General features: G+C 44.5%; 18 protein-coding genes and 1 pseudogene. 5 read left to right on the top strand and 14 right to left on the bottom strand.

Annotated features, from left to right (window positions below):
• Positions 1-79: 79 nt before the first annotated feature.
• Positions 80-2,920 carry an Hsp70 family protein gene (locus tag H5300_RS05485; RefSeq protein WP_182795594.1) on the top strand — a complete coding sequence of 947 codons (2,841 nt, stop codon included), beginning with the start codon at positions 80-82 and terminating at the stop codon, positions 2,918-2,920.
• Between the two features lie 156 nt (positions 2,921-3,076).
• Here H5300_RS05485 and H5300_RS05480 read toward each other — a convergent pair whose 3' ends face one another.
• The 8 genes and pseudogenes from H5300_RS05480 to H5300_RS05445 form a co-directional block, all read right to left on the bottom strand.
• Positions 3,077-3,292 carry a hypothetical protein gene (locus H5300_RS05480; RefSeq protein WP_065681265.1) on the bottom strand — a complete coding sequence of 72 codons (216 nt, stop codon included), beginning with the start codon at positions 3,290-3,292 and terminating at the stop codon, positions 3,077-3,079.
• A 268-nt stretch (positions 3,293-3,560) separates the two neighbouring features.
• Positions 3,561-4,033: pseudogene (locus H5300_RS05475) on the bottom strand (DUF2947 domain-containing protein).
• Positions 4,034-4,173: 140 nt separating this feature from the next.
• Complete coding sequence (rimJ, locus tag H5300_RS05470; protein WP_102456793.1) at positions 4,174-4,761, bottom strand: ribosomal protein S5-alanine N-acetyltransferase; 588 nt, start codon at positions 4,759-4,761, stop codon at positions 4,174-4,176.
• A gap of 18 nt (positions 4,762-4,779) precedes the next feature.
• Positions 4,780-6,324 carry a transcriptional regulator TyrR gene (gene tyrR / locus H5300_RS05465; protein ID WP_017077872.1) on the bottom strand — a complete coding sequence of 515 codons (1,545 nt, stop codon included), beginning with the start codon at positions 6,322-6,324 and terminating at the stop codon, positions 4,780-4,782.
• A 224-nt stretch (positions 6,325-6,548) separates the two neighbouring features.
• Positions 6,549-7,601 (bottom strand): YcjF family protein, encoded by a 1,053-nt coding sequence (locus H5300_RS05460; protein WP_182795593.1) that lies wholly within the window; start codon positions 7,599-7,601, stop codon positions 6,549-6,551.
• 14 nt (positions 7,602-7,615) lie between these two features.
• Positions 7,616-8,989: a YcjX family protein gene (locus tag H5300_RS05455; RefSeq protein WP_121603393.1), complete on the bottom strand. Its 1,374-nt coding sequence runs from the start codon at positions 8,987-8,989 to the stop codon at positions 7,616-7,618.
• Positions 8,990-9,210: 221 nt separating this feature from the next.
• Positions 9,211-9,396: a hypothetical protein gene (locus H5300_RS05450; protein ID WP_004734731.1), complete on the bottom strand. Its 186-nt coding sequence runs from the start codon at positions 9,394-9,396 to the stop codon at positions 9,211-9,213.
• 163 nt (positions 9,397-9,559) lie between these two features.
• Positions 9,560-11,077, bottom strand: coding sequence for a fumarate hydratase (locus tag H5300_RS05445; RefSeq protein WP_086049566.1), 1,518 nt, complete (start codon positions 11,075-11,077; stop codon positions 9,560-9,562).
• Between the two features lie 245 nt (positions 11,078-11,322).
• Between H5300_RS05445 and pabB the strand changes: the two genes are divergently transcribed.
• Positions 11,323-12,702, top strand: a complete 1,380-nt coding sequence (gene pabB / locus H5300_RS05440; protein WP_182795592.1) for an aminodeoxychorismate synthase component I — start codon at positions 11,323-11,325, stop codon at positions 12,700-12,702.
• A gap of 167 nt (positions 12,703-12,869) precedes the next feature.
• On the opposite strand, the gene H5300_RS05435 is transcribed toward pabB, so the two are convergent.
• On the bottom strand, positions 12,870-14,597 hold the full coding sequence (locus tag H5300_RS05435; protein WP_017083357.1) for an ATP-binding protein: 1,728 nt from the start codon (positions 14,595-14,597) through the stop codon (positions 12,870-12,872).
• A gap of 1 nt (position 14,598) precedes the next feature.
• Positions 14,599-15,141, bottom strand: a complete 543-nt coding sequence (locus H5300_RS05430; RefSeq protein ID WP_017083356.1) for a heme NO-binding domain-containing protein — start codon at positions 15,139-15,141, stop codon at positions 14,599-14,601.
• Positions 15,142-15,446: 305 nt separating this feature from the next.
• Here H5300_RS05430 and H5300_RS05425 point away from each other — a divergent pair, with 305 nt between their 5' ends.
• From H5300_RS05425 to H5300_RS05415, 3 genes are all read left to right on the top strand, one after another.
• Positions 15,447-16,046, top strand: coding sequence for a CoA pyrophosphatase (locus tag H5300_RS05425; protein ID WP_017080578.1), 600 nt, complete (start codon positions 15,447-15,449; stop codon positions 16,044-16,046).
• A 309-nt stretch (positions 16,047-16,355) separates the two neighbouring features.
• Entirely contained in the window at positions 16,356-17,609 is a 1,254-nt protein-coding gene (locus H5300_RS05420; protein WP_004734718.1) for an aromatic amino acid transport family protein, read from the top strand.
• 120 nt (positions 17,610-17,729) lie between these two features.
• Positions 17,730-19,091 carry an L-serine ammonia-lyase gene (locus H5300_RS05415; RefSeq protein WP_004734717.1) on the top strand — a complete coding sequence of 454 codons (1,362 nt, stop codon included), beginning with the start codon at positions 17,730-17,732 and terminating at the stop codon, positions 19,089-19,091.
• Between the two features lie 451 nt (positions 19,092-19,542).
• Here H5300_RS05415 and H5300_RS05410 read toward each other — a convergent pair whose 3' ends face one another.
• From H5300_RS05410 to H5300_RS05395, 4 genes are all read right to left on the bottom strand, one after another.
• Positions 19,543-20,685 carry an amino acid permease gene (locus tag H5300_RS05410; RefSeq protein WP_182795607.1) on the bottom strand — a complete coding sequence of 381 codons (1,143 nt, stop codon included), beginning with the start codon at positions 20,683-20,685 and terminating at the stop codon, positions 19,543-19,545.
• Between the two features lie 81 nt (positions 20,686-20,766).
• Positions 20,767-20,964 (bottom strand): hypothetical protein, encoded by a 198-nt coding sequence (locus tag H5300_RS05405; RefSeq protein WP_141678066.1) that lies wholly within the window; start codon positions 20,962-20,964, stop codon positions 20,767-20,769.
• A 266-nt stretch (positions 20,965-21,230) separates the two neighbouring features.
• On the bottom strand, positions 21,231-22,061 hold the full coding sequence (fdhD, locus tag H5300_RS05400; RefSeq protein WP_017093029.1) for a formate dehydrogenase accessory sulfurtransferase FdhD: 831 nt from the start codon (positions 22,059-22,061) through the stop codon (positions 21,231-21,233).
• An 89-nt stretch (positions 22,062-22,150) separates the two neighbouring features.
• Entirely contained in the window at positions 22,151-23,035 is an 885-nt protein-coding gene (locus H5300_RS05395; protein ID WP_004734714.1) for a LysR family transcriptional regulator, read from the bottom strand.
• Positions 23,036-23,282 lie beyond the last annotated feature (247 nt).

Here is a 23,282-nt window from a genome sequence, read left to right as displayed (position 1 = left end):
ATTAAAAGCATTCCAAAGACAATAATAAGACCAAGATTATCCATTAACTGGTCATCACTTTGGCAGAATAAGGTTTTGTATGGCATCTCCTCGTTTTTTAGTCGGCATTGACTTAGGCACAACGAATACTGTTGTCGCTTACTGTGAAATCAACGACGACCTACAACATGCTCCCGTTTCTCTTTTCGATATTGACCAACTCATCGGCCCCGGTGAAGTGGTTCGCAAGCCCCTACTTCCATCATTTCGTTATCATCCCGCACAAGGTCAGATCTCCCCTTCCGATCTCACCATACCTTGGGAAACGAGCTTAGTTGAAGGCGATATTCAAAATGTCATCGTAGGTGAATGGGCTCGAGAATTAGGTGCTAAGGTTGAAGGTCGCCAAGTATCCAGTGCAAAAAGCTGGTTATCTCACCAAGCGGTCGATCGTAACTCCGACATTCTGCCTTGGGCTGGCGCAACTGACGTCGATAAGGTGTCTCCTGTTGTCGCAAGCGCAAGCTACCTCAACCACATCCGTCAAGCATGGAACTACCGCAACCCAAGCAATAAGCTGGAAGACCAAGACGTTGTAGTCACCGTTCCCGCTTCATTCGATGAGACAGCACGTAAGCTGACACTCGAAGCGGCAGCACTTGCTGGCTTAGGTAAGATTCTATTACTCGAAGAGCCGCAAGCCGTTTGTTATGACTGGTATGCCCGTCATCAACAAACCGCAGCCGATGAGCTTCAACAGATCCCGCTGATTCTAGTGTGTGATGTCGGCGGTGGTACCACCGATTTAAGTTTGATCGAAGCAAGCTTCAACTCAAACAATGGCGATGACCAAGAACTCGCACTCGACCGTATCGGCGTTGGTGAACACTTAATGCTCGGTGGTGATAACCTAGATTTAGCCCTTGCCCACCTTGCAGAGCAGCGCTTCAATCAAAACAAAAAGCTGAATGCTTCGAGCCTAACCAAACTGATTCAACAGACTCGCGCCGCAAAAGAGAGCCTGCTTTCTGCTAACGCGCCAGACGATGTGAAGATCACCATGCTGGGCAGTGGTTCAAAGCTACTTGGCGGTACCAAGAGTATTGGTTTAACGAAACAAGAAGTTCATCAGATTGCACTAGAAGGTTTCTTCCCGCTTTCAGAGTTTACGGAAGTACCCGACAAACGACGTAGCGCGGTTGTCGAGTTCGGCCTACCCTACGCTGCAGATCCTGCGGTAAGTAAGCACGTTGCCGAATTCCTAGCGACACATCAGCAAGTATCTAAAGCCGCATTGGAAAAGTCAGACTCTGTTGAGTTTGATGATACCAAACCTGCAATTCCTGTTGGTGTGCTCCTCAATGGTGGTGTGTTCAACAGTGAACTGGTAACAGAGCGAATTACTCAGCTACTGGGCAACTGGAACGGTTCTCCTATCACAGTGCTTGATAACCCTCATCCAGATTGGTCTGTTGCCCTTGGCGCGGTTGCCTTTGGTAAAGCACGCCGCGGTGCACAGCTGAAAATCGGTGGCGGTTCTGCCCGTTCTTACTTCTTGCATCTGCAAGAGAAGAACAAGATGGGTAAAGCGCTTTGTCTGCTTGCTAAAGGAACCGAAGAAGGCCAAGAGATACGCTTGAACAGCCGTCGTTTCTCACTGACTTTGGGAGAACCTGTACGATTTAATCTTCTGACTTCAACACACGATCAAATTGCTCATGACACCGCTATTCAAAATGGTGTGATGGTCAATGTCGACGCTGACTTGTTCTCCCCTCTTCCACCGTACATTTCTACACTGGAAGGTTCAGGTAGTGCAGAGCTCCAAGCCAACCAAAAAGAACGCGTCGAAGTATTGCTCGCGTGTCAATTAACGGAAGTCGGCACACTGAAAATGGAGTGTGTGAGTACAGAAGATGACTCTAAACGTTGGTTACTAGAGTTTGAAGTAAGAAACAAGCAAGGTGACGAGTCTGATACCGCTAAACTTCACCCAAGACTGGATGAATGTAAGGAGTTGATTTCTCGCCTGTATAGCGGCAACAAGAAGAGTGCTGAATCGAAAGAGATCAAAACACTATCGAAAGATCTTGAGAAGCGACTTGGTAAGCGTGATGAATGGGACTTCACGACCCTTCGCCATCTGTTTGATACCTTTTCATTAGGTCGTAAACGCCGCCGTCGTTCAGAAGCACACGAGAAGAACTGGCTGCGTTTGGCGGGTTACTCGCTGCGTCCAGGCTTTGGCGATCCGACTGACTCATGGCGTATCGAACAAATTTGGGGTCTTTACCAACAAAACATTCAGTTCCAGAACCACCAAGGTTGGACGGACTGGTGGGTATTCTGGCGTCGTGTTGCCGGTGGATTAAACCAAGAGCAGCAAGAGAGTATTTTGGCTGACATCGCTAAGTACCTTCACCCGGGGGCAATGAAAAACCCTAAGACAGCCAAAGATGCACAAGACAATGGCTATGAAGCCATGGTTCGTTTAGCGGCATCACTTGAGCAACTTGAAGTGGAAGACAAAGTGCTGCTGGCAAGCTGGTTCTTGAGCAAAGCGATTAACCATAACCAATTTGAACAGGCTCACTGGTGGGCGCTAGGTCGATTAGCATCAAGAACACCTTTGTATGGCAGCCAACACAGCGTAATTCCTAGAGAGCAAGCTGAACAGTGGTTACCAAAACTGCTTGAACAGAACTGGCAGAAAGAGCAGATGATCGCCTTCGCTGCTGTGATGATTTGCCGTAAAACCGGTGACCGTCAATTTGATATCTCTGACGACTATCGTAATCAAGTGATTGATAAGCTTAAGCAAAGCAAGGTACCTGATTCATGGTTAACGCTAGTGAGTGAAGTGACTGAACTTTCTGAGAGCGAGTCTAAGCGTGTGTTTGGTGATGCATTACCAAGCGGGTTAAGCCTGATTAATAACTAGTTTCAGGCCTCATTAGATTGGAGCGCTAACTAGTAAAGAAAAAGCCACTTTCGATTCGTTGAAAGTGGCTTTTTTATTGGTGGCTTAAGGCTGGTATGTTTAGTCGACTTATCGCTTCTTGGTTAAGAGCCTTAGCCGTATTGCAGTTCATCATTGTTAATGTTTCGTTCCTGTTGGGTTGATAGGAAAATCCGTATTTTCATAAATATCAGATAACTTTTTCGGTTTCTTGTCTTTAGCTCCTTTGTTCGATTGATTATGAGTTTCGCTTAAAAGCCATTCCTCATGCATTTTTGCTGAATCCAAAAACTCTGGATCTTCCATTGCTTCCTTGCGAAGTTTATTTACACGTTCGAGAGTATCCCAAATCATAATACTTCACCTCCACTAAGGCAGTAATATAAAGATAGCTCAACCCCACAAAACTTCAACTAAGCCAATGAGATAGCGATCTCAATTTCGAAAATTAACTGCTCTATGTCAGTAAAAATAGTCATCATACACTGGGCTGAAATAGTCGTTTCCTTCCGATGATCTTCGAAGATCATTAGGCATAAAAAAAGCGAGCTCAATGCTCGCCTTTTGTCTGTCTATCTGTTGATCGGGTCGTCAACACTCGCTCGATTAAATCACACCGAACTTAAGCACGGTTACCAATTTTAACGGTGCCGTTTGTGGCAAACCAAAGTGCTTCTGAACGGCGGCGACCTAGTAGAATCGGGCCATCATCGTAGAACAAAAAGTTCTTCCAGTGTTTCTTGAAAACTGACCATTTTGTTTCTAAAATATTGTATTTTTCGTAACAAAAATAAACAGTTACGTCATCTTGCCAATCAATGAAGTTTAGAATTTCTTCTGGCATTCAGGCTCATCTGCTTCCCAATTTGCCATCCAGCTGATCTCTTCATTCCAGTTCGATGCTTTGCTTGGCCAGTCTTGCGAACTTAGTCTTTCCGCATCAGGGCTTTGAGGGCTCACATTCTCTTTCCAGAACTGAGATGCTCTCGCCTGTGTCATTGGTTTAATCTTTTCCAAATCCTCTGCCGGCAGCGGCATTGACTGGTGAGTGAAAATCCATTTTCTTTGGTATTCGTCCAAAGTTGTGTATGACATCAAAATTCCTCAAATATCTTCTCAGGCTGATGGATCTACCATGCCTATATGTTCTTTTTTATACAGCGGCGACTAGAGATCGCTTGATATTCGCTGCCTTTAAATTCGTTACTTGTTCTTACGCCTAGATACTATTTAGTCTAGACATTGCGTTTGTCTTCCCAGTTAGGGTTAACTAACGCGGTCAGTATATGGTCTTCCCATTTACCGTTAATCTGTAAGTAATCTTTGGCGAAGCCTTCTCGAACAAAGCCAAGATGTTCCAATACACCCGCACTGCGTTCATTGTGAGGCATGTAGCCCGCCATTAAGCGGTGCATGTTCTGCACATCAAACATGTAGTCTTTTGCCATGCTCAAGCCTCTGCGCATGTAACCGTGGCCCTGAGCACTTTGACTCAATGAGTAACCGACATTACAGGCGTAGAACGGGAAACGAGACAAATTACTGAACGATATGGTGCCTAACATTTCATTAGAGTCAGCATTAATCAGTAAACAGTAATAGCCTAGCCCCATTTTATGAAGCTCGTTTAACTTGATCAGTCGCTGCGCCCAACTCGCTCTATCAAAGAACGCGTCTTCGCGAATCGGCTCCCAAGGTTTCAGGTACTCTCTGTTAGCCTGAAAGTACGTACTGATCATCGCTGCATCGTCGATTTCAGCCGTTCTCAGAATCAGGTTACCGTCACGCTTATAAATGCGCTCCGGTGTACTCAAATCTTCCATAATCTTGTTCTTATTCGATCAGTTCTTTCTAATACCGTAATCACGAAGCTTATTCGCAATTGAGGTGTGAGATACATTTAAACGTTTTGCAAGCTTACGGCTTGATGGGAAAGACTGGTAGAGCTTCTCTAGAATCTGAGACTCATAGTCTTTCATGATCTCGTCAAGCGAGCCGTCTAAGCTCAAGTTCGCCATTCCAGCGGTCATGGTTTCAAGCTGTGGCAGGTGGAATTGCTCAACCGTTAACGTATCTGAATCCAACTCTGTTAGAGCACGTAGAACCATATTGTCTAACTGACGAATGTTGCCCGGCCATTGGTAGTTACCTAATTGGTCGATTAGTTCTTGAGTCAGCTTTGGTTTCAACATGCCTAATTGCTGTGCGTACTTTGCAACGAATAGCTCCAGTAATGGGGCAACATCGTTTGAACGTTCACGCAAAGCAGGAATCGATAAAGTCAGCACGTTCAAGCGGTAGAACAGATCTTCACGGAACGAACCTGAGTCGGCTAATTCAGAAAGACGATGGCGCGTTGATGCGATAATACGAACATCCGCGTGCATCTCTTCTTCTTCACCAACACGACGGAATGAACCATCTTGTAGGAAACGCAGCAGTTTGATTTGTAGATGCGGGCTCATCTCGCCAATTTCATCTAAAAATACGGTACCGCCATTCGCTTGTTCGAAAATGCCTTTATGACCTTGTTCATGGTTAAATGAACCCGGTGCATGACCAAACAATTCCGTCTCCGCTACGTCATCAGGCATCGATGCACAGCTTAGAATCAAGAATGGGAATGACGCTCGGTTCGAACGGTTATGACACGCTTTAGCCAGCATCTCTTTACCCGTGCCTGTATCCCCTTCAATAAGCAGAGGTTGATCCAGCATAGCCAGTTTCTTAGCTTGGCTGATCAAGGCTTTATGGCGATTAGAGACACCAACAAAGTGTTCAAAACCTAGGTTATTCTGTTCAGGGATTGCGTCAGGCGTGTTCATCTCTTGGTTGCAAGAACGAATTGTCATTACCGCGCTAGCCAGTACCGCTTCGTTCACATCACCACCAAGGTAAATCGGCAGGATCTCAATAGAGAAATCTAAACCATCTAACACCACAACTTCACGATGGCGCGTTACATCGCCTTCAATCCAACGAGCGAAGTTAAAGCTAGGAACGAACGTCGCGAGCGGCTCACCGATCACTTCGTCTTCTTGCTTGTTAAAGAGGTTCAATGCAGCGTGGTTTGCCATATCGATTGAGCCTTTAAGGTCAATCGCTATCACAGGGTCAGGTAGGTTTGCCAGCAGAGCAATCAACTCTGTGTTGTGCCTTTCGCTTGGCATAAATTGGATTTTACGTACATCCTTCACACCTGAAATTCGGCGAATTTCAGCCATAAGTTCACTAAAAGCATCAAAATTGATATCAGGACAGTTTAAGTAAATAATGCCTTTAACATCAATTTCGATTCCTCTTAAATCAATGCTTTTTGAGGCCAAGATATCGAGCAACTCACGCGTTAAGCCGAGTCTGTCTTCACACAATACTTCAAGACGCACAAATAGTCCTATTATAGGTGTCAGGATAAGTTGACAGTAGTGTGGATTAAGCTCTGAGTTCAGTCAAGAAGAAGAGTAAACATATGTTTACTCTTCACTCGCAAACGACTCAATGTCATACACTTTGTTGGTTAGTAGCTCGCTTTGTTGGTCAGTAGATCGCTTTGTTGATAAGTAGCTCGCTTTGTTTAAGCGTGATGCGCTTTATTGATAAGCAACTCATTCTATTTAAGCGTAATGCGCTTTATTTCAGAAAGGACGGCTTTGCGAAGATCTGATATTTTTACTTTTCGCTCATTATGCCAAGGCATAGGACGCAGCAATGTCATGGCTTTTAAACCCAGTCTCGCAGTGAGAATACCGACACCGAGCCCCTGCCCTGCTCGAGCTGAAACCTTGCCTGCAAGATCCATCGAGACGAGGTCCATACTCGCGTCTATCGCGAGTTCACTGGCACCTGCCGCTGCCATGTTGATCAACACCAACTTGAACAACTTAATACGCGACCAGTAACCAAGCTCAATGCCATACACATCAGCAAGCTTGTCTATCATGGTGAAATTGCGCCACGCCACCAGCAACATATCCGCAGCCGCCAATGGGCTCACCGCTACCAAAGCGGCCGATTCGGTCGAGAACTTAGTGACAATTTGAGTCGCCACTTTATCTTGTTGGGCAACAACGAGTGCATCATACATATCCAAGACTTCAGCATCGCTGTGCGCAGGGTTAATGCTGTTTCGCCATTTATCATAAGCGGGTGATTCAGCGATAATACCGCCTTGCTTCGCGATGTTTTCACAGAACGCTTTGCCTTTACCAACGCTTTGGCTCTGTAACAGCTCTTCACTCTGCTCTTGCACACTAAAGTGATCTTTAAGTGAGCGCAGTTTCCACAGCTCTTTGCCTATTGCGCCTAAACCCAATGAAGCAATAGCAGTAATAAAGCCTGCCCAACCTAACGCGAGCCAGTCTGCTGTTTGAATCGCGGTAATGACCGAATCAATAGCTTGCCATCCGACTAAACCGGAGAAAGCGACAAGTAAGGCCGTTCCAAACCACTTCTTCTTTTTACTCGGTCGAATCACTTGTTCCAGTTGCTGCTCAGCATCACCATCAAGATCTGTTTCTACTTGTGGTGCAACGGGGACAAACTTTTCTTGTTCCGTGAATAGCTTTTGAGCACCCAAATCTGGGGTAACTTCATTCTTATCAGGCTCATCGAACGAGGTCTTCAACGGTTCATCAAAGACCTGTTTCGTTTTTAATTCACTCATTTTAATTGCCTCAATTACTTCAACTTGTCGCCAATGAGATATTCTAAAACCTTGTCGATTCTCAGATGCTGGCAAGGCTCATCGGAATGTTGCTCCATCGGCCTAAAGCTCGTGAAATCAAACTGGTTGGTTTCCCAATACTGTTTATTGGGCAACTTACGCGGCACCTCTCCCGGATACATGGTTTGAGGTACGTTATCTAAAGTCACACCTTGCAACGCCGGAACATTGTCTGAGCCCGACGAGATATAACCCGCGCTGGTCGCTTGAATAGACGCGATGCTCATGCAACTCATGTCGATGTGTTCAAACGCCGCCTGTTGCCAAGCCGGATGCACCATCTGTTGTAACAGCGATACCAAGTTCGGGTGTTGATCCGGTGTCACGTGGTCAGCCTTGGTGGCCGCAAATAATATCTTGTCGATCTTCGGGGCAAACAAGCGTCTTAGCACATTGCTTCGACCATACTTAAAGCTTTTTAGTAGCTGCTCTAATGCGCCACGCATATCCATGAAAGAGTCATAGCCCGCATTGAGCGGCTGTAAGCAATCCACCAGCACGATTTGTCTGTCGAACGTCGCGAAGTGATTCTTGTAGAACGCCTTTACGACCTTTTGTTGATACTCTTCATAACGCGCTTTTAAAACCGCATAGTTACTTGTTTTAGAGAACTTGCCCTCAGGTGCGATGCACGGGAAAAATTGCAGCACAGGCGCGCCTTCAAGCTCACCCGGCAATACGAATCGACCCGGCTGTACCCAGTGCAACCCGTTATCCTTACAAGTGTGAAGGTACTGAGTATAGCTATCGGCAATGGCGACCAATTTCTTTTCGTCTGCTTCGGCTAACAAGTCAACGTCACCACGCATTGCGTTCCACTGTTGCGAGTAGGTTTCTCTATCGCCTTTTAGTGCTGCAAATTGAGACTGACTCCAAGTATCAAAATCCATATCCAGCAAAGGTAAATCAAGTAGCCACTCTCCCGGATAATCAACAATATCGAGATAAAGGGTGCTGTTCTTGCTCAGCAGCTTCTTTGCGCCTTTAGCAGGCTTATATTTGATTGCTAGACGAATCTCACTGACATCACGCGTTGGCACCGGCCATTCTGGTGGCTGTGCATTCAAAGATTCCATCGCTTCATCATAAGAGAAACGTGGAATCATCATGTTTTGTTGCGGGATGCGTTTAGCGCCAATAATTCTTCCATCTCTCGCTGATGCAAGCAGTGGTAGATTTTTGTGGGTAGACGTATGAAGAAGCTGATTTACCAGCGAAGTAATGAATGCTGTCTTACCCGCACGAGAAAGCCCCGTAACCGCTACTCGAATGTGAGAATCCGTTCCTCTGCTTATAAAGTCACTCATTTCTTGAGTTAGGTGTTTCATTTGAACGACTCCGTGATAGTTAGGCTGGATTGCTGACTCACCAAGAGCGCAATCATTTGGAAAAATAGCCTACTTATTTATTCCAATCGGAATATCTTAAATACTGATGTTTTTGCTTATGGTGATAAGTATGCAATACACATTCTTAATGCTAGATGAATAAAAGCCCCTGACTACATTCATAATCAGGGGCTTTAGAATTTTTCTGCGGTATCCGACGTTTAATCGTCTTCAATCAACTTGTAGATAACAAACAGTGCAATCTCTGCAATTAGCCAAAGCGCACAAGTAATTGTCACGTATTTATTATCAAAGATGCTGATCCCTTTCAAGATCAGGTCGTAACCAACAAAAGCACCAATCACCACTGCCAAGATAATCTGTAGGATCTGAATAAAACGAGGCATTCCTCTCTCCTATATTCTTATATCAAACTATGTGTTTATCACTATATCATTGATAATAAGACAAAAGTGCAAATAATGCTGCACTTTTGTCTTCAACTTTCTGTCAAGAATTGCAATTCAAACGCTGAAGCTAGCGCCTGTTACGACTTTTGACTTCGGTAAATTATGCTTTTTCAGCTTCAGCAATTTTCACTTTCCACGTATCAGGGCCGATCTGGTGCGCGTTCACGCCGTTAGAGTCAACCGCAACCGTTACCGGCATGTCTTCAACTTCAAACTCGTAGATCGCTTCCATACCGAGATCTTCAAACGCAACCACGCGTGCTTTTTTAATTGCTTTCGCGACTAAATAAGCTGCACCGCCAACCGCCATTAGGTAAACCGATTTATGTTGTTTGATTGACTCAACGGTTGCAGGGCCACGCTCTGCTTTACCAATCATGCCCATAATGCCGGTTTCTTCTAGCATCATGTCGGTGAACTTATCCATACGAGTAGACGTTGTTGGGCCAGCAGGACCAACCGCTTCATCGCGTACCGCATCAACAGGGCCAACGTAGTAAATAAACTTACCTTTCAGGTCAACGCCTTCAGGTAAACCTTCACCACTTTCAAGCATGCCTTGAATACGCTTATGCGCTGCATCACGACCGGTTAAGATCTTGCCTGATAGAAGAACTGTTTCGCCAGTCTTCCACTCTTGAACGTCTTCTTTAGTAATTTCATCTAGGTTAACACGGCGTGTATTTGCGCCTGCTTCCCAAGTAATATCTGGCCACTCTTCTAACTTAGGTGGTGTTAGTTCTGCAGGGCCGCTGCCGTCTAGCGTGAAGTGAACGTGACGCGTTGCTGCACAGTTCGGGATCAAGCAAACAGGCTTTGAAGCTGCATGCGTTGGCGCTGTTTTGATTTTAACGTCAACCACAGTCGTTAGACCGCCAAGACCTTGTGCGCCAATACCCAGTTTGTTTACACGGTTGAAGATATCTAAACGAAGCTCTTCTTCAGCGTTCTCTGGACCTTTGTCGATAAGCTCTTGAATATCGATGTGTTCCATCAGAGATTCTTTTGCTAGTACTGCTGCTTTCTCTGCCGTACCGCCAATACCTATGCCTAGCATGCCCGGTGGACACCAGCCCGCCCCCATTGTTGGTAGCGTCTTCTCTACCCATTCTGCAATATCATCAGAAGGGTTAAGCATAACCATCTTGGTTTTGTTCTCAGAACCGCCGCCTTTTGCTGCGATTTGAATTTCAACTTTGTTGCCAGGAACCATATTAATGTGAACAACCGCTGGTGTGTTGTCTTTGGTATTAATACGCTTACCTGCAGGGTCCATTAGGACAGATGCACGCAATGGGTTATCTGGGTTGTTGTAAGCTTGACGAACGCCTTCATCAACCATCTGTTGTACTGTTTGATCCGTTTCCCACCTAACATCCATACCGATGTTCACGAAACAAGTAACAATACCCGTATCCTGACAAATTGGACGATGGCCTTCCGCAGACATACGCGAGTTGATAAGAATCTGAGCGATAGCATCTTTTGCTGCTTGGCTCTCTTCTTTCTCGTACGCTTTTTCTAGGGCTTGGACAAAGTCTAAAGGGTGATAATAAGAAATGTACTGAAGTGCGTCAGCGACACTGCTGATCACATCTTGCTTACGAATAACCGTCATTGCATGCCTCTTTATTGTTCTGGTTCCATGTGGGTTCATGGTTTGACTATTCAGGCCTAATTGGCTTAGCTTTTTATTGTGTTGAGCTGTATTTAGTTGCTTTAGCAATCGCTTGCATAGCTGTAAACTAAACCACTTGTATTACACCGTTCTAATCAAGAACCCATTTTATTTTCAATTTATGATACTCTTGCTTCCTCTCACACGCCATGCAGTGATCGAACTCTTTGTCACAAATTAAACAAATGAATAACAACGAATTTCGCTCTATCCAAATCAAGCCGCTTGAATATCAATCAACTTTAGCTAAACAGCTGTTTTCCCATATTGAAAACCTACCGTGGGCAATGCTATTACGCTCAGCTTCAGAAAGCCACGTTGATAGTCGATACGATATTTTAGTTGCTCAACCCATCGCCACCTTTGAGACAGTCGGTGCAAAAACGACCGTTAATGTTAATGAAGAGTGCGAGGTTTCAGACTCCGATCCTTTCGAACTACTCGACCAATATCAGCAACAGTTATTGCCTGCGATTAAAGAACACGCTGAGTTGCCATTCGTTGGCGGTGCATTGGGCTACTTTAGTTATGATTTGGGGCGCAGAGTTGAAACACTTCCTTCACTCGCAAAGCGAGACATTGAAGCGCCAGACATGGCGGTTGGTTTGTATGAGTGGGCTGTGATCGTTGACCATCAATTAAAAACGGCGTGTATTGTCGGCAGCAATATCGATGAACATCATGATTGGCTGATGCAGCAAGTGGCTCGGTCAAACCGAACACATGCGCCCTTTGGATTAACCACACCGTGGAAATCCAACATGAGCGAACAGAACTACGCAACGAAATTCGATAGTGTTCAAGAGTATCTGTTATCCGGCGATTGCTATCAGATTAACTTGGCTCAGCGTTTCAATGCCCAATACCAAGGCAGTGAATGGTTAGCCTATGACAAATTGGAACAATACAACTCGGCGCCCTTTTCTGGCTTCATCCGTTTGCCCGACTGCGCAATCATCAGTGTTTCGCCTGAACGATTCTTAGAACTCAATAGTGGCACCATTGAAACAAAACCGATCAAAGGCACACGCCCTCGTTCTGAAAACCCTATGATTGATGATGCCAACGCACAAGACCTAGTCAACGCCGATAAAGATCAGGCAGAAAACTTGATGATCGTCGACCTGCTTCGTAATGATATTGGCCGAGTCGCAAAGCCGGGATCGGTTCATGTACCAAAGCTCTTCGATATTGAAAGCTTCCCTGCTGTGCACCACTTAGTGAGCACGATACGAGCGGACCTTGATGACCAATACTCTGCAACTGACCTTCTGAGAGCTTGTTTCCCTGGAGGATCGATTACCGGAGCACCAAAAGTTCGCGCGATGCAGATCATTGAAGAGTTAGAACCGCATCGACGTTCAGCGTACTGCGGCAGTATTGGCTACATCAGCCGAAATGGCAGAATGGACACCAGCATTACTATTCGTACGTTAGTGGCAGAGAACAATACGCTTTATGCATGGGCTGGCGGTGGTGTGGTATTCGATAGTGATTGTGCTTCTGAGTACCAAGAGACGTTGGATAAACTAAGTCGTATCCTACCTGTGCTTGAGGAATGTTAAGCATAACGTCATTAACTGACAGTTCCGCGATTTAATGACGAGTTTCGCGGCTTAACGGCCAGCGAAAGCTCTATATAAGAAGAAGCCGAAATAAAAAAACCGAAGGATCGTAAGATCACTTCGGTTTTTTAGTCTTTGAGCTAGAACACATGACTCACAACGCTTTATTAATCTGTTTGAACGACCTTCACTGCAGAGACACCCCACTTCTTGAGCATTTCTTTAAGATCGTTGGCTGTGTAAGGCTTACTAAGAATGTCATCCATTCCACACTGAATACAACGTTCCCGCTCTTCCAGCGTCGTTCCGGCGGTGAGTGCCACAATAGGTTTAACGTAACCCTTAGCTCTAAGTTTCTCTGTCGCTTCAAATCCGTCCATGACGGGCATTCTGCAATCCATGAAAACAATGTCGTATTCATTATCTGAAGCAAGCTCAAAAGCTTCTACACCATTGCTCGCGGTAGCAGGTTCAATCTCATATTTACGTAACATTTGTTGGATGATGATCTGGTTCATCTTAATATCATCAACCACCAGCACTTTAAGCAGAGACAATTCGACTTCAGATTCAAAGCCTCTAGCGACACTATCACTCTCTGCTGGTACATCGACAACCTGAAGAGGAATCGAGATGGTAAACGTAGTGCCTGAGCCAACAACACTGGTCACCCCAATCACGCCATTCATCAGAGCCACCAACTTGCGGCAAATCGCTAAACCAAGCCCAGTGCCCTCATAATTTCGGCTACTTGAGTTGTCAGCTTGTGTGAAAGGTTCAAACAGCGTCTTATGTGCAGATTCAGCAATGCCTACCCCAGTATCTTCCACTGAGAAGACAAACTGGTTTTTGTCCCATTCAATATCGACATTGACGTGCCCCTCTTCTGTAAATTTGATCGCATTACCGATTAAGTTTACAAACAGTTGCGTGATACGTTCTAAATCGCCTTGGAAATGAGAAGGTACGTTAGATGCGACACTGATATTAAATTCGATCTGCTTCTCAATCGCGCGATTGACGAAGATACTTTCAATCGTATTTCTCAAATCATGCAACGCAAATTTCTTGGGAATAAGATCCAACATCCCTGCATTGATTTTGCTGAAATCAAGCAAGTCATTAATGATGGTTCTGAGAAACTCTCCAGATTGGCTCAGGTTATTCACTATTTCACGCTGAGAACTGCTGAGTTCGGTATCGCTGATCAATTCTGCACTACCTAGCAAACCATTGAGCGGAGTTCTTAGCTCATGGTTAATCATGGCCACAAAGTCGCGCGTTGCCCTCTCGGACTCTTCCGCTCGTTTACGTGACTCAACATTTCGATTGATAGCAAGCTGATGAGTTAGTGCACTGCAGATAAGATCGGTCACTAACAACAGTTGGCTTTGAATGAATTCGTAGTCCTGGTCTAACAATCTGACCTTCACGATTAACGCGCCGACTATGACCTTTTCGACCTCTAATGGCACCGTTAGCAGGTTGCCTTGCCAATGAGGTTCTTGAATGTATTGCTCTATCACCTCGACGGCTTCGTCACCATAGTCGTAGGTGTGTAACTGAGGGATCAGCTTGGGAGGCAAAATCAAACGACTGGCTTCGATCAAATAACTGTTGGTCACATTCATCGTCAATTGTGACAACATGACGTCATCGAGATCATTTCTAAGGAACGCGCGCCCGAAATCAATCAACAGATTGTCGATTTGTTCTTGGAATTCAATACGGCGTATATTCGCGTTAGAGCGCTTTTCTAACTGACGCAGAGCAAGTTCAAGCTGTTGGTTAGCTTCAAACAGTTCAAGGCTCTTTTGTTCCAACAACGCTTCAGCCGCTTTCCTTGCCGCGATTTGACGCTTAAGTTTCTTCTCTATGGCAGATGCCGGATCCATATCACTTTTCTACTTTGAGATTAAACCTAACCACGCTTTGGTCATCATTTTGCGGCGTCATTTCAACCGCGATAGATTCACCGTGGTATTCAGCACACCCTTCAATAAGCCCTAAGCAAACGTGAGACATGCACCTTGCGCTTTTATAGTCAAAAACAAGCTGTGCTTCAGTCGTGGTAATAAAGCTGAATTGCGGCGGCTCCGCATCCGGATAGAGCTTCTTCACTTCAACGTGAATATAGCGCTCTACGTGTTGGATAAATTGAAAGGTGGTCGTGCTATGAGCAAGGCTCGCTTTATTAGGCAATGAGGCCAATAAGTTCTTAAAGACCGACTGCCCAAAAACACGCTGTAAACTGGCGGCATCAATATCGGTTTTCTTACTCAAGTTGATAATCAACCTGACAAGGTCTTTGTGGTCATAGCTTCCGACCGACGTGTAGATCCCTTCGTCTTCTGACATCTCTAAAACTTCTTCCAAAAGCTCTAGCCCAAACTTGTCTTCAACAAGCTCTAAAAATTCAGTGAATATGATTCCTTTCATCTCATACCTTTTCTTCTATTTCTTTTTAGAATGGTCTACTAAGTTATTGTTATCAAATTCTTAAACAAAAAAACTACGTTTCATCACCTAATTTTATGACATGGGTAACGCTTACTCGGAAATGTACAAATATTGAATATAGCAAAACCCCTCATTTTGAGGAGATGGGTGACTGCCCCTCCCCTTTATTGTGCTTAGTTAAAGACTGAACTAAGGGTAAGTAAATGAAGACACACTCAAAATTGGTAATCAGCCCACGGTTATGTCTATACTTAAAATCATAATAATCAATATATTGGCTTGATATGAATAAAGAAAACTTCCTTCAACAATTCCAGCTTAACCCTACAGTTGGCTATCATCCCGAATCTGTAGAGCGTGTTTCGCATATCAGTGGCGATCAATTGCGCAAAGCGGCAGTGGTGGTCGGTTTAGTGGAACGAGAAGATGGTTTACATGTCATTTTTACTAAAAGAGCCGCTCATTTAAAGCATCATCCAGGTCAAGTCAGCTTTCCTGGAGGAAAACACGAACTTTCCGACCCTTCTATGCAATTTACTGCACTTAGAGAACTCCACGAAGAGGTGGGAATTCGATCGGATCAAGTTAAAATTGTTGGCCAATTACCTGCATTGAGTACTATTAGTAAATTTTCTGTGACACCGATTGTTGCAATGGTCGATCCTGACTATGAAGCCATCATCGATGAGAACGAAGTGGCCTCGATTTTTGAGGTGCCTGCCACCTATGTTTTAGACCAAGCCAAGTTACACAGCCACACTGTTAACGTTAAACAAATCAAGCATCGTGTTTTTGCGATGCCCTTCGAAGAGCACCTAATTTGGGGCGTTACAGCACAAATCATCCAATCTCTGCAGCGACATGTAGTGCAACAAATTACATAGCAACTACGTTTTGTTTAATCCCTGTTAACAAAATCCAGCCTTTCTATAGAACAGATTTATTAATGCAATTTTACGCAAACGTTTTCCTGGTATAAATCTGACCACCCCCGCCATTCGCATAATAAAAACTAATGCCTAGCATGAACATAAATCACCTGTAGCACGCCAATTTCGTGATCAAAAATCCGTTTTTCGCATATCATGTGACACGCCGTTTCATTACATGATTTAGATCTATTTTTTACAGAAGAAAATTCTGCAGAATTAGCCCCAACTTATTTCCTGTTCCCAAAAAATGAGTAATTTAACATGAACACAACAACTTCTTCGGCAAATGCCGTTAAAGATTCAAGCAAGTTTAACTATAAAGATTTTACCTGGTGTTTATCACTATTCGGTACAGCAGTTGGTGCTGGCGTACTATTCCTTCCAATCAAAGCTGGTGCGGGTGGTTTTTGGCCATTAGTTATCCTAGCTCTAATCGCGGCACCAATGACTTGGTTCGCACACAAATCTCTAGCTCGTTTCGTACTGTCTGCTAAAAACCCTGAAGCTGATATTACAGACACAGTTGAAGAGCACTTCGGTAAGACTGGCGCAAACATTATTACTTTTGCTTACTTCTTCGCTATCTACCCAATCGTTCTTATCTACGGTGTTGGTATCACAAACACGGTGGATTCTTTCCTAGTAAACCAAATGGGTATGGAATCTATTCCACGTCCTCTTCTTTCTGGTGCACTGATCCTTGCTATGACAGCAGGTGTTGTATTCGGTAAAGAACTGATGCTTAAAGCAACGTCAGCAATGGTTTACCCACTAGTATTCGTCCTACTAGCGCTGTCTTTCTACCTAGTTCCTGAATGGAACACTTCAATGATGGAAACAAGCCCAGAATGGTCTTCAATGCCTTCTATTATCTGGCTTGCGATTCCAATCATCGTGTTCTCTTTCAACCACAGCCCAATCATTTCACAGTTCTCTAAAGAGCAACGTCGTGTATACGGTGAAGACGCAGTTAAGAAAACTGACGCGATCACTGGTGGCGCAGCAATGATGCTGATGGGTTTTGTAATGTTCTTCGTATTCTCTGTAGTGCTTTCTCTATCTCCAGAGCAACTAGCTACAGCGCAAGCGCAGAACATCTCTGTACTTTCTTACCTAGCTAACGTTCACGAGTCTCCACTTATCTCTTACATGGGTCCTCTAGTAGCGTTCGCAGCGATTACTTCTAGCTACTTCGGTCACTTCCTAGGTGCTCATGAAGGTCTTGTTGGTCTAATCAAGTCTCGCTCTGGTTCTTCAATCAGCACGATTGAGAAAGCATCTCTAGCGTTCATCGTTGTTACAACTTGGATTGTTGCGGTAGTTAACCCAAGCATCCTAGGTATGATTGAAACAATGGGTGCTCCAATGATTGCAGCTATCCTGTTCCTAATGCCTGTATTCGCGATGCAGAAAGTACCAGCAATGGCTAAGTACAAAACATCAGCACCTGTGCAAATCTTTACAGCTTTATGTGGTCTAGCGGCTATTAGTTCTGTAATCTACGGCGCTCTTTAATCTCAAGTCCTATTTATAAGATGACATCCATCTTATATCGCGAGATTAGACAAAAAATATAATGATAATAAATGAGCCTCCCTACTCCCCTTGGGAGGCTCTCTTTTTGAGGTAATCGCTATGATTAGTGTATTTGATATCTATAAAATCGGTGTTGGTCCATCGAGCTCACACACAGTTGGACCAATGAAAGCGGGTAAAGAATTTATTGATGACCTACGTTCAATGGGAAAATTGCGCGACATCACTAAAATCACCGTGGACGTATATGGATCACTATCACTGACAGGGAAAGGTCACCACACCGATATCGCTATCATCATGGGTCTTGCTGGCAACACCCCTGAGAAAGTAGATATCGACTCTATCGCGGGCTTTATTGCACGAGTAGAAGAAACTGAACGTCTACCTGTTGGTATGCACTGTCATACTGTTTCGTTCCCTAAAGATGGCGGAATGAATTTCCATAAAACCAACCTTTCTCTACACGAGAACGGCATGAGCATTCATGCTTGGGTTGATGACGAAGTAGCTTACTCAAAAACGTACTACTCAATTGGTGGCGGTTTCATCGTTGACGAAGAGAGCTTCGGCAAAGAAGAAGAAAACCCGATTAAAGCACCTTACGAATTCACAACAGCTGAAGAGCTGGTTAATCAGTGTAAAGAAAGTGGTCTTTCTATCAGTACACTGGTTATGAAAAACCAAGCGGCTTTCCACTCAGACGAAGAGTCTCGTACTTACTTCGCAAACATCTGGAAAACGATGCGTGAGTGTATGGATCGCGGTATGAATACTGAAGGTATCTTGCCTGGTCCACTGCGTGTACCTCGCCGTGCAGCTTCACTTCGCCAACTTCTGATTACTTCAGAAAAAACAACCAATGATCCAATGACGGTTGTTGATTGGGTGAACATGTTTGCATTCGCAGTAAACGAAGAAAATGCTGCCGGTGGCCGTGTTGTTACTGCACCAACTAACGGCGCATGTGGCATCATCCCAGCTGTATTGGCGTACTACGACAAGTTCATCCAAACGGTGACAGAGAAAGATTACATCCGTTACTTCGCGGCTTCTGGTGCGATCGGTGGTCTTTACAAGCGTAACGCTTCTATCTCTGGTGCTGAAGTTGGCTGTCAGGGTGAAGTTGGCGTAGCATGTTCTATGGCTGCTGCTGGTCTTGCTGAGCTTATGGGTGGTAGCCCTGAGCAAGTATGTATGGCTGCAGAAATTGGTATGGAGCACAACCTAGGTCTAACGTGTGACCCAGTTGCTGGCCAAGTACAAGTACCATGTATCGAGCGTAACGGTATTGCTGCAGTTAAAGCAATCAACTCTACTCGTATGGCACTTCGTCGCTCTTCTGCGCCTACTGTATCTCTAGATAAAGTTATCGAAACTATGCTAGAAACAGGCAAAGACATGAACGCTAAATACCGTGAGACTTCTCAAGGTGGTTTGGCTGTTAAGGTTGTTTGTTAATTAGCATTCGTTTGCTAGTCCGTATTAATTTATTGGCCAGCATCAGTTAACAAGCCAACACTTAACTCAGTCTGCTTTTAATGAGCAGATAATAAAAAGGAACGCCAATGCGTTCCTTTTTTTGTATCTGAAGCTTTTGTAGCTGAAACTTAGTGACTAGGGCGTGTTGATCTTTCGAGCTGATTTTTGCAGCGAGTTGCTGGGTATTTATACAAGGCAGAGGCGTCGATGTGTAGCTAGCTTACATGAGAAGCCGATAACGTAGTAGAAATGGCCAGCAAACGCTGCCCGAAGGGTTCGGCTATAAGCGTTTTACTCTTTGTTGAGGGGGATTTGCTTAGAGTGACTAGGCTACTTCCCCCTCGCCGCGATTAAAACGCTTTTATCTCGAACAAAATTTAACCACGAAAGGTCAACACGCCCTAATTATTCAACCGACCAAATTGTTTTGCTAAATCACTTGCGAGATAAGCAAGAAGCAACCAAACAGCAATGAGAACAACATCATTGGTCGGCCACCTTCAGCGCTGTATCTGTCTTCCGCTACTTTCATAAAGCGTTGCTTATGAACCATCACCAGAGGAACAAAAACAGCCAAGAACACTAAGATGATGCCTGCATAGTTCAACACTTGTAGGAACTTATCCGCAGCAAGCAATGAACCCGCCAACGGCAAGATAAAGCTAATGCAGTACGTTACTGCGGTGTTTTGGTTGAACATGTCCTTGTTCTGGTTGAATAAAGACATCGCCACACCAAAGAAAGAGGTCAGCAACGCCAAGCCAGTGAAGGTAGACAGAACGTTACCCACCCAAGGAGACTGAGCCTCAAACGCCGCCATCAAATCTGATACGTTCTTGAAGCTTCTGAATTGCTCTTCGCTCAAGTTACCCACTACCGCAAACAACCAACATAAGTAACACACTAATGGGATCAGAGAACCGACGATCACCATGTTACGCAGCTGTTTGTCTGTCGCTTCGTGGTTGTAAGAAACCAAGGTTGGAATCACAACCATAAAGCCAAAGCTCGTAAACAGGATGGCACTGGTTTTGATTAAATCAACGTGGTCATGGCTGGTTACCTGCATCAAGTTTTCTTGAGTCATGCTCGGCGCTAAGAACACCATGGTTGCAAACAAGCTAGCAAGCATCACGAAGAACAGTGCACGGTTGAGTTTATCAATCACACCGGTGCCACTTGCGACTACAGCGCCAGCAAGTAACGTAAACACGACTTGGCTCGTGGTCGCGGTGAGTTCAACGCCAAAGTTAGACAGTAACTTACTCAGTAAATCACCTGCGCCTAGAATGTAAGCCATCAATAGGCAAGTCAATAACGCGTACAGCAAGCCGTTAGTCAGTAACTGACCTTGTTTACCCAAGGTTTTTCGGGCAATTGAGTTTAGTCCTAGACCGCCACCCGCTTTGATGATCGCTTCTAGAAGTAATAATGCTGCGTAAGTCGTACCGAAGCAGATCAGTACCATCAGCAGTGTGCCGTAAAGCAATCCGAATTGAGCTAATACCATTGGGATCGCAAGCATACCAGCACCGAGAGCGGTACCAGCGATAATTAGGGAGCTACCCATCATTTTAATATTCATTGTTTTTAACTTATTTGTTTAGTTTTTATAGATGTGAGTCTTCGTACATCGAGCGGATGACAAAGGAATTCAGATAGAAATAGAGTTATAAAACGAATAACAATAGGAGCGATAAGCGGTAAAGAAGCGTGCAAAGACGTTGTCGAACAGGGTGTTCAAAGGGGAGCTTGTCTTAAAAGAGGTAAAACGAGAAGCGTGAGTTTGCGTTAACTGATGTGGTGAACCTTCCGTAGGTTCAATAATCGGTGATGTAATCTTGAATTTCATGTATGTGTCCAATAATTAAGTCACATTCCATAGTATTTGAAGCAGCGTATCCGTTGCTGCCCTACCTCTGTCATTAGAGGTGTTTTCATCTTATCGAATGAGCTTTGAAACACAACGCTATAACCACATTTTTTGCTATTAAATTGAACAAAATAGCCATTTGGATACAAATTAACCACCAAACCGCGTAAAACAATAATCATTTATAATAAAAACCAAAGAGAGACACAATGGTTTCTCTTCTTATCCAAACGAAAACATTGCATTTATGGCGCAGGGCTATATAAACGAGGTGGACTGCTGTTGGGTAAGTGAATCAGATTTAAGCGATTACGTCTTGCCCATTCGACCGTCAATGAGGTCGGAGCCGACAAACAAACCAAGGTTGCGATTTCAGCACGCACGGCTTTATGGATAAGCTCTAAACTGCAACGACTGGTCATAATGGCGAAACCCGACTTAGGGTTGATCTCGTTCACGGCCATTGCCCCTATTAATTTATCCAAAGCATTGTGGCGGCCGATGTCTTCACGACAAAGTGAAATTTCACCTTTCGAATTCGCAAACAAAGCGGCATGTAAAGCACCGGATATTTTGGCTGCTTTTTGATGTTCGGCAATTCGCCCTCTCAACCCCTCAAAAACCAGTGGACTGGGTGGTAATGACGATGGCAATGGAACCAAATCCGGAAGTGCTTGTTCAAGCGCCTCAACACCGCACAAACCACAACCTGTGGTTCCAGCCAAGTTACGCCGCTGAGTTTTCATGTCCCAAAAAGCGCGATTGCTGATTTCTACTTGTGCGAAATGAGATTCACCATTGCCACCAATCTCAATATCACGAATTTCACTGAATCTTTTTACGATACCGGTGCTTAAACTAAAACCGCGCACAAAGTCTTCCATATGACCGGGCGTCACCATCATAACCGCCTGACTGATCCCGTTATAACTGATCGCCAATGCCGATTCATTTGCCAGAGGTGCATCCACCACCATGCTATAGCCCGTAAGCTCTCGATAGCTCATGGCATTGGGCTGTGGAGGCGCTTGATTAAAATCAGGCAGTTCAATATAGGATTGAGTTATACATCTCATAAAATCACCCGGAAAGACGGTCAGCTTGACGATATCGACTCAGACTGAAAACGTTACTGATTAAATAAATATCACTGGTTAAACAAACATCACTGATTAAACAAGTGTTTTGCTTCAGCAAAGCACTGATCAGTGAGTGCCGAATAAGGTTCTTGTTTACGCTTAAGTAGACCGAGAGGCGAATGCACCACGGCTTTTTCTATCGGTACGATACGCAGTTGTTCGTTGAGCTCTTCCAATCCTGAGTTAAGCGGCATAACAGCACAGCACAGGCCACTGGTGACAGCTTGGATCAGGTGAAACGTAGAGTTACTTTCAATCAAAGTCTGCGGAACTAGGCCTTTACTACCGAAACTCAAATCAATCGAATGACGATAATGCATGCCTTTAGACAAAAGCCCCAAAGGAATGCTATTGAGTGATTCCCATAAGACTTCCGACTCAGCAAAATCAAAGAATCGGCTATCATACAGAATGCCTAAATCCGTCGAGTTCATTTCTATAACGTCAAAATAAGCCGTATTGATCTGGTCGGTGTAACACATACCTAAATCAAGTTGGTTACGATTGAGCTGGTCTATGATCTGCTCAGATGTCATCGACAAAATTTGAAAGCGAAGTTCAGGGAATTTTTCTGCTAAAGGCTTAATCAACTGCATCGGGTTCTGACTGGCTAAAGGCACCATGCCAACTCTTAGCGAGCCGACCAGCTGACCACGGCAGTTAGCCGCTTCGGCTTGTAAACCGTCATGAGCCGCTAAGACGGTCTTTGCCCAAGCCAATATACGTTCACCCGCTTCGGTAAACCCTTCAAAACGTTGACTTCTTGAAATCAACTCGAGGTCTAACTCTTCTTCTAAACGCCTTATCCTCATCGACAACGTAGGCTGAGTAATATGACAAAGTGTCGCAGCCTGACCAAAGTGTTTCGTTTGATCTAAAGCGATTAAATACTTAAGTTGTTTTATATCCATGAATGATTAGTAAAACCTTGAAATGAAGCGTCTTCTTCGCGTTCGTCGTACATTAACGGTTCTCTGTGATTGAAAATACCTATCACGGGAAATGGCTCAATCTGTAAAGCAACAGCTAAAATAACAACGGTATTTTTGATTTAAATCAAAGTATGCCTAATTTAAATATAGGTCAAATCTAAATTATCTATAGCGTGATAGACAGCAACTATCACGGGAGACTCAGCTATATCAAGGCTGCCCAACG

Origin of the sequence: Vibrio sp. SG41-7, assembly GCF_014164465.1 — a bacterium.
Classification (GTDB): domain Bacteria; phylum Pseudomonadota; class Gammaproteobacteria; order Enterobacterales; family Vibrionaceae; genus Vibrio; species Vibrio splendidus.
Note: the sequence above shows the minus strand (reverse complement) of the source record. Positions and strands in the feature narration are given on the sequence as shown.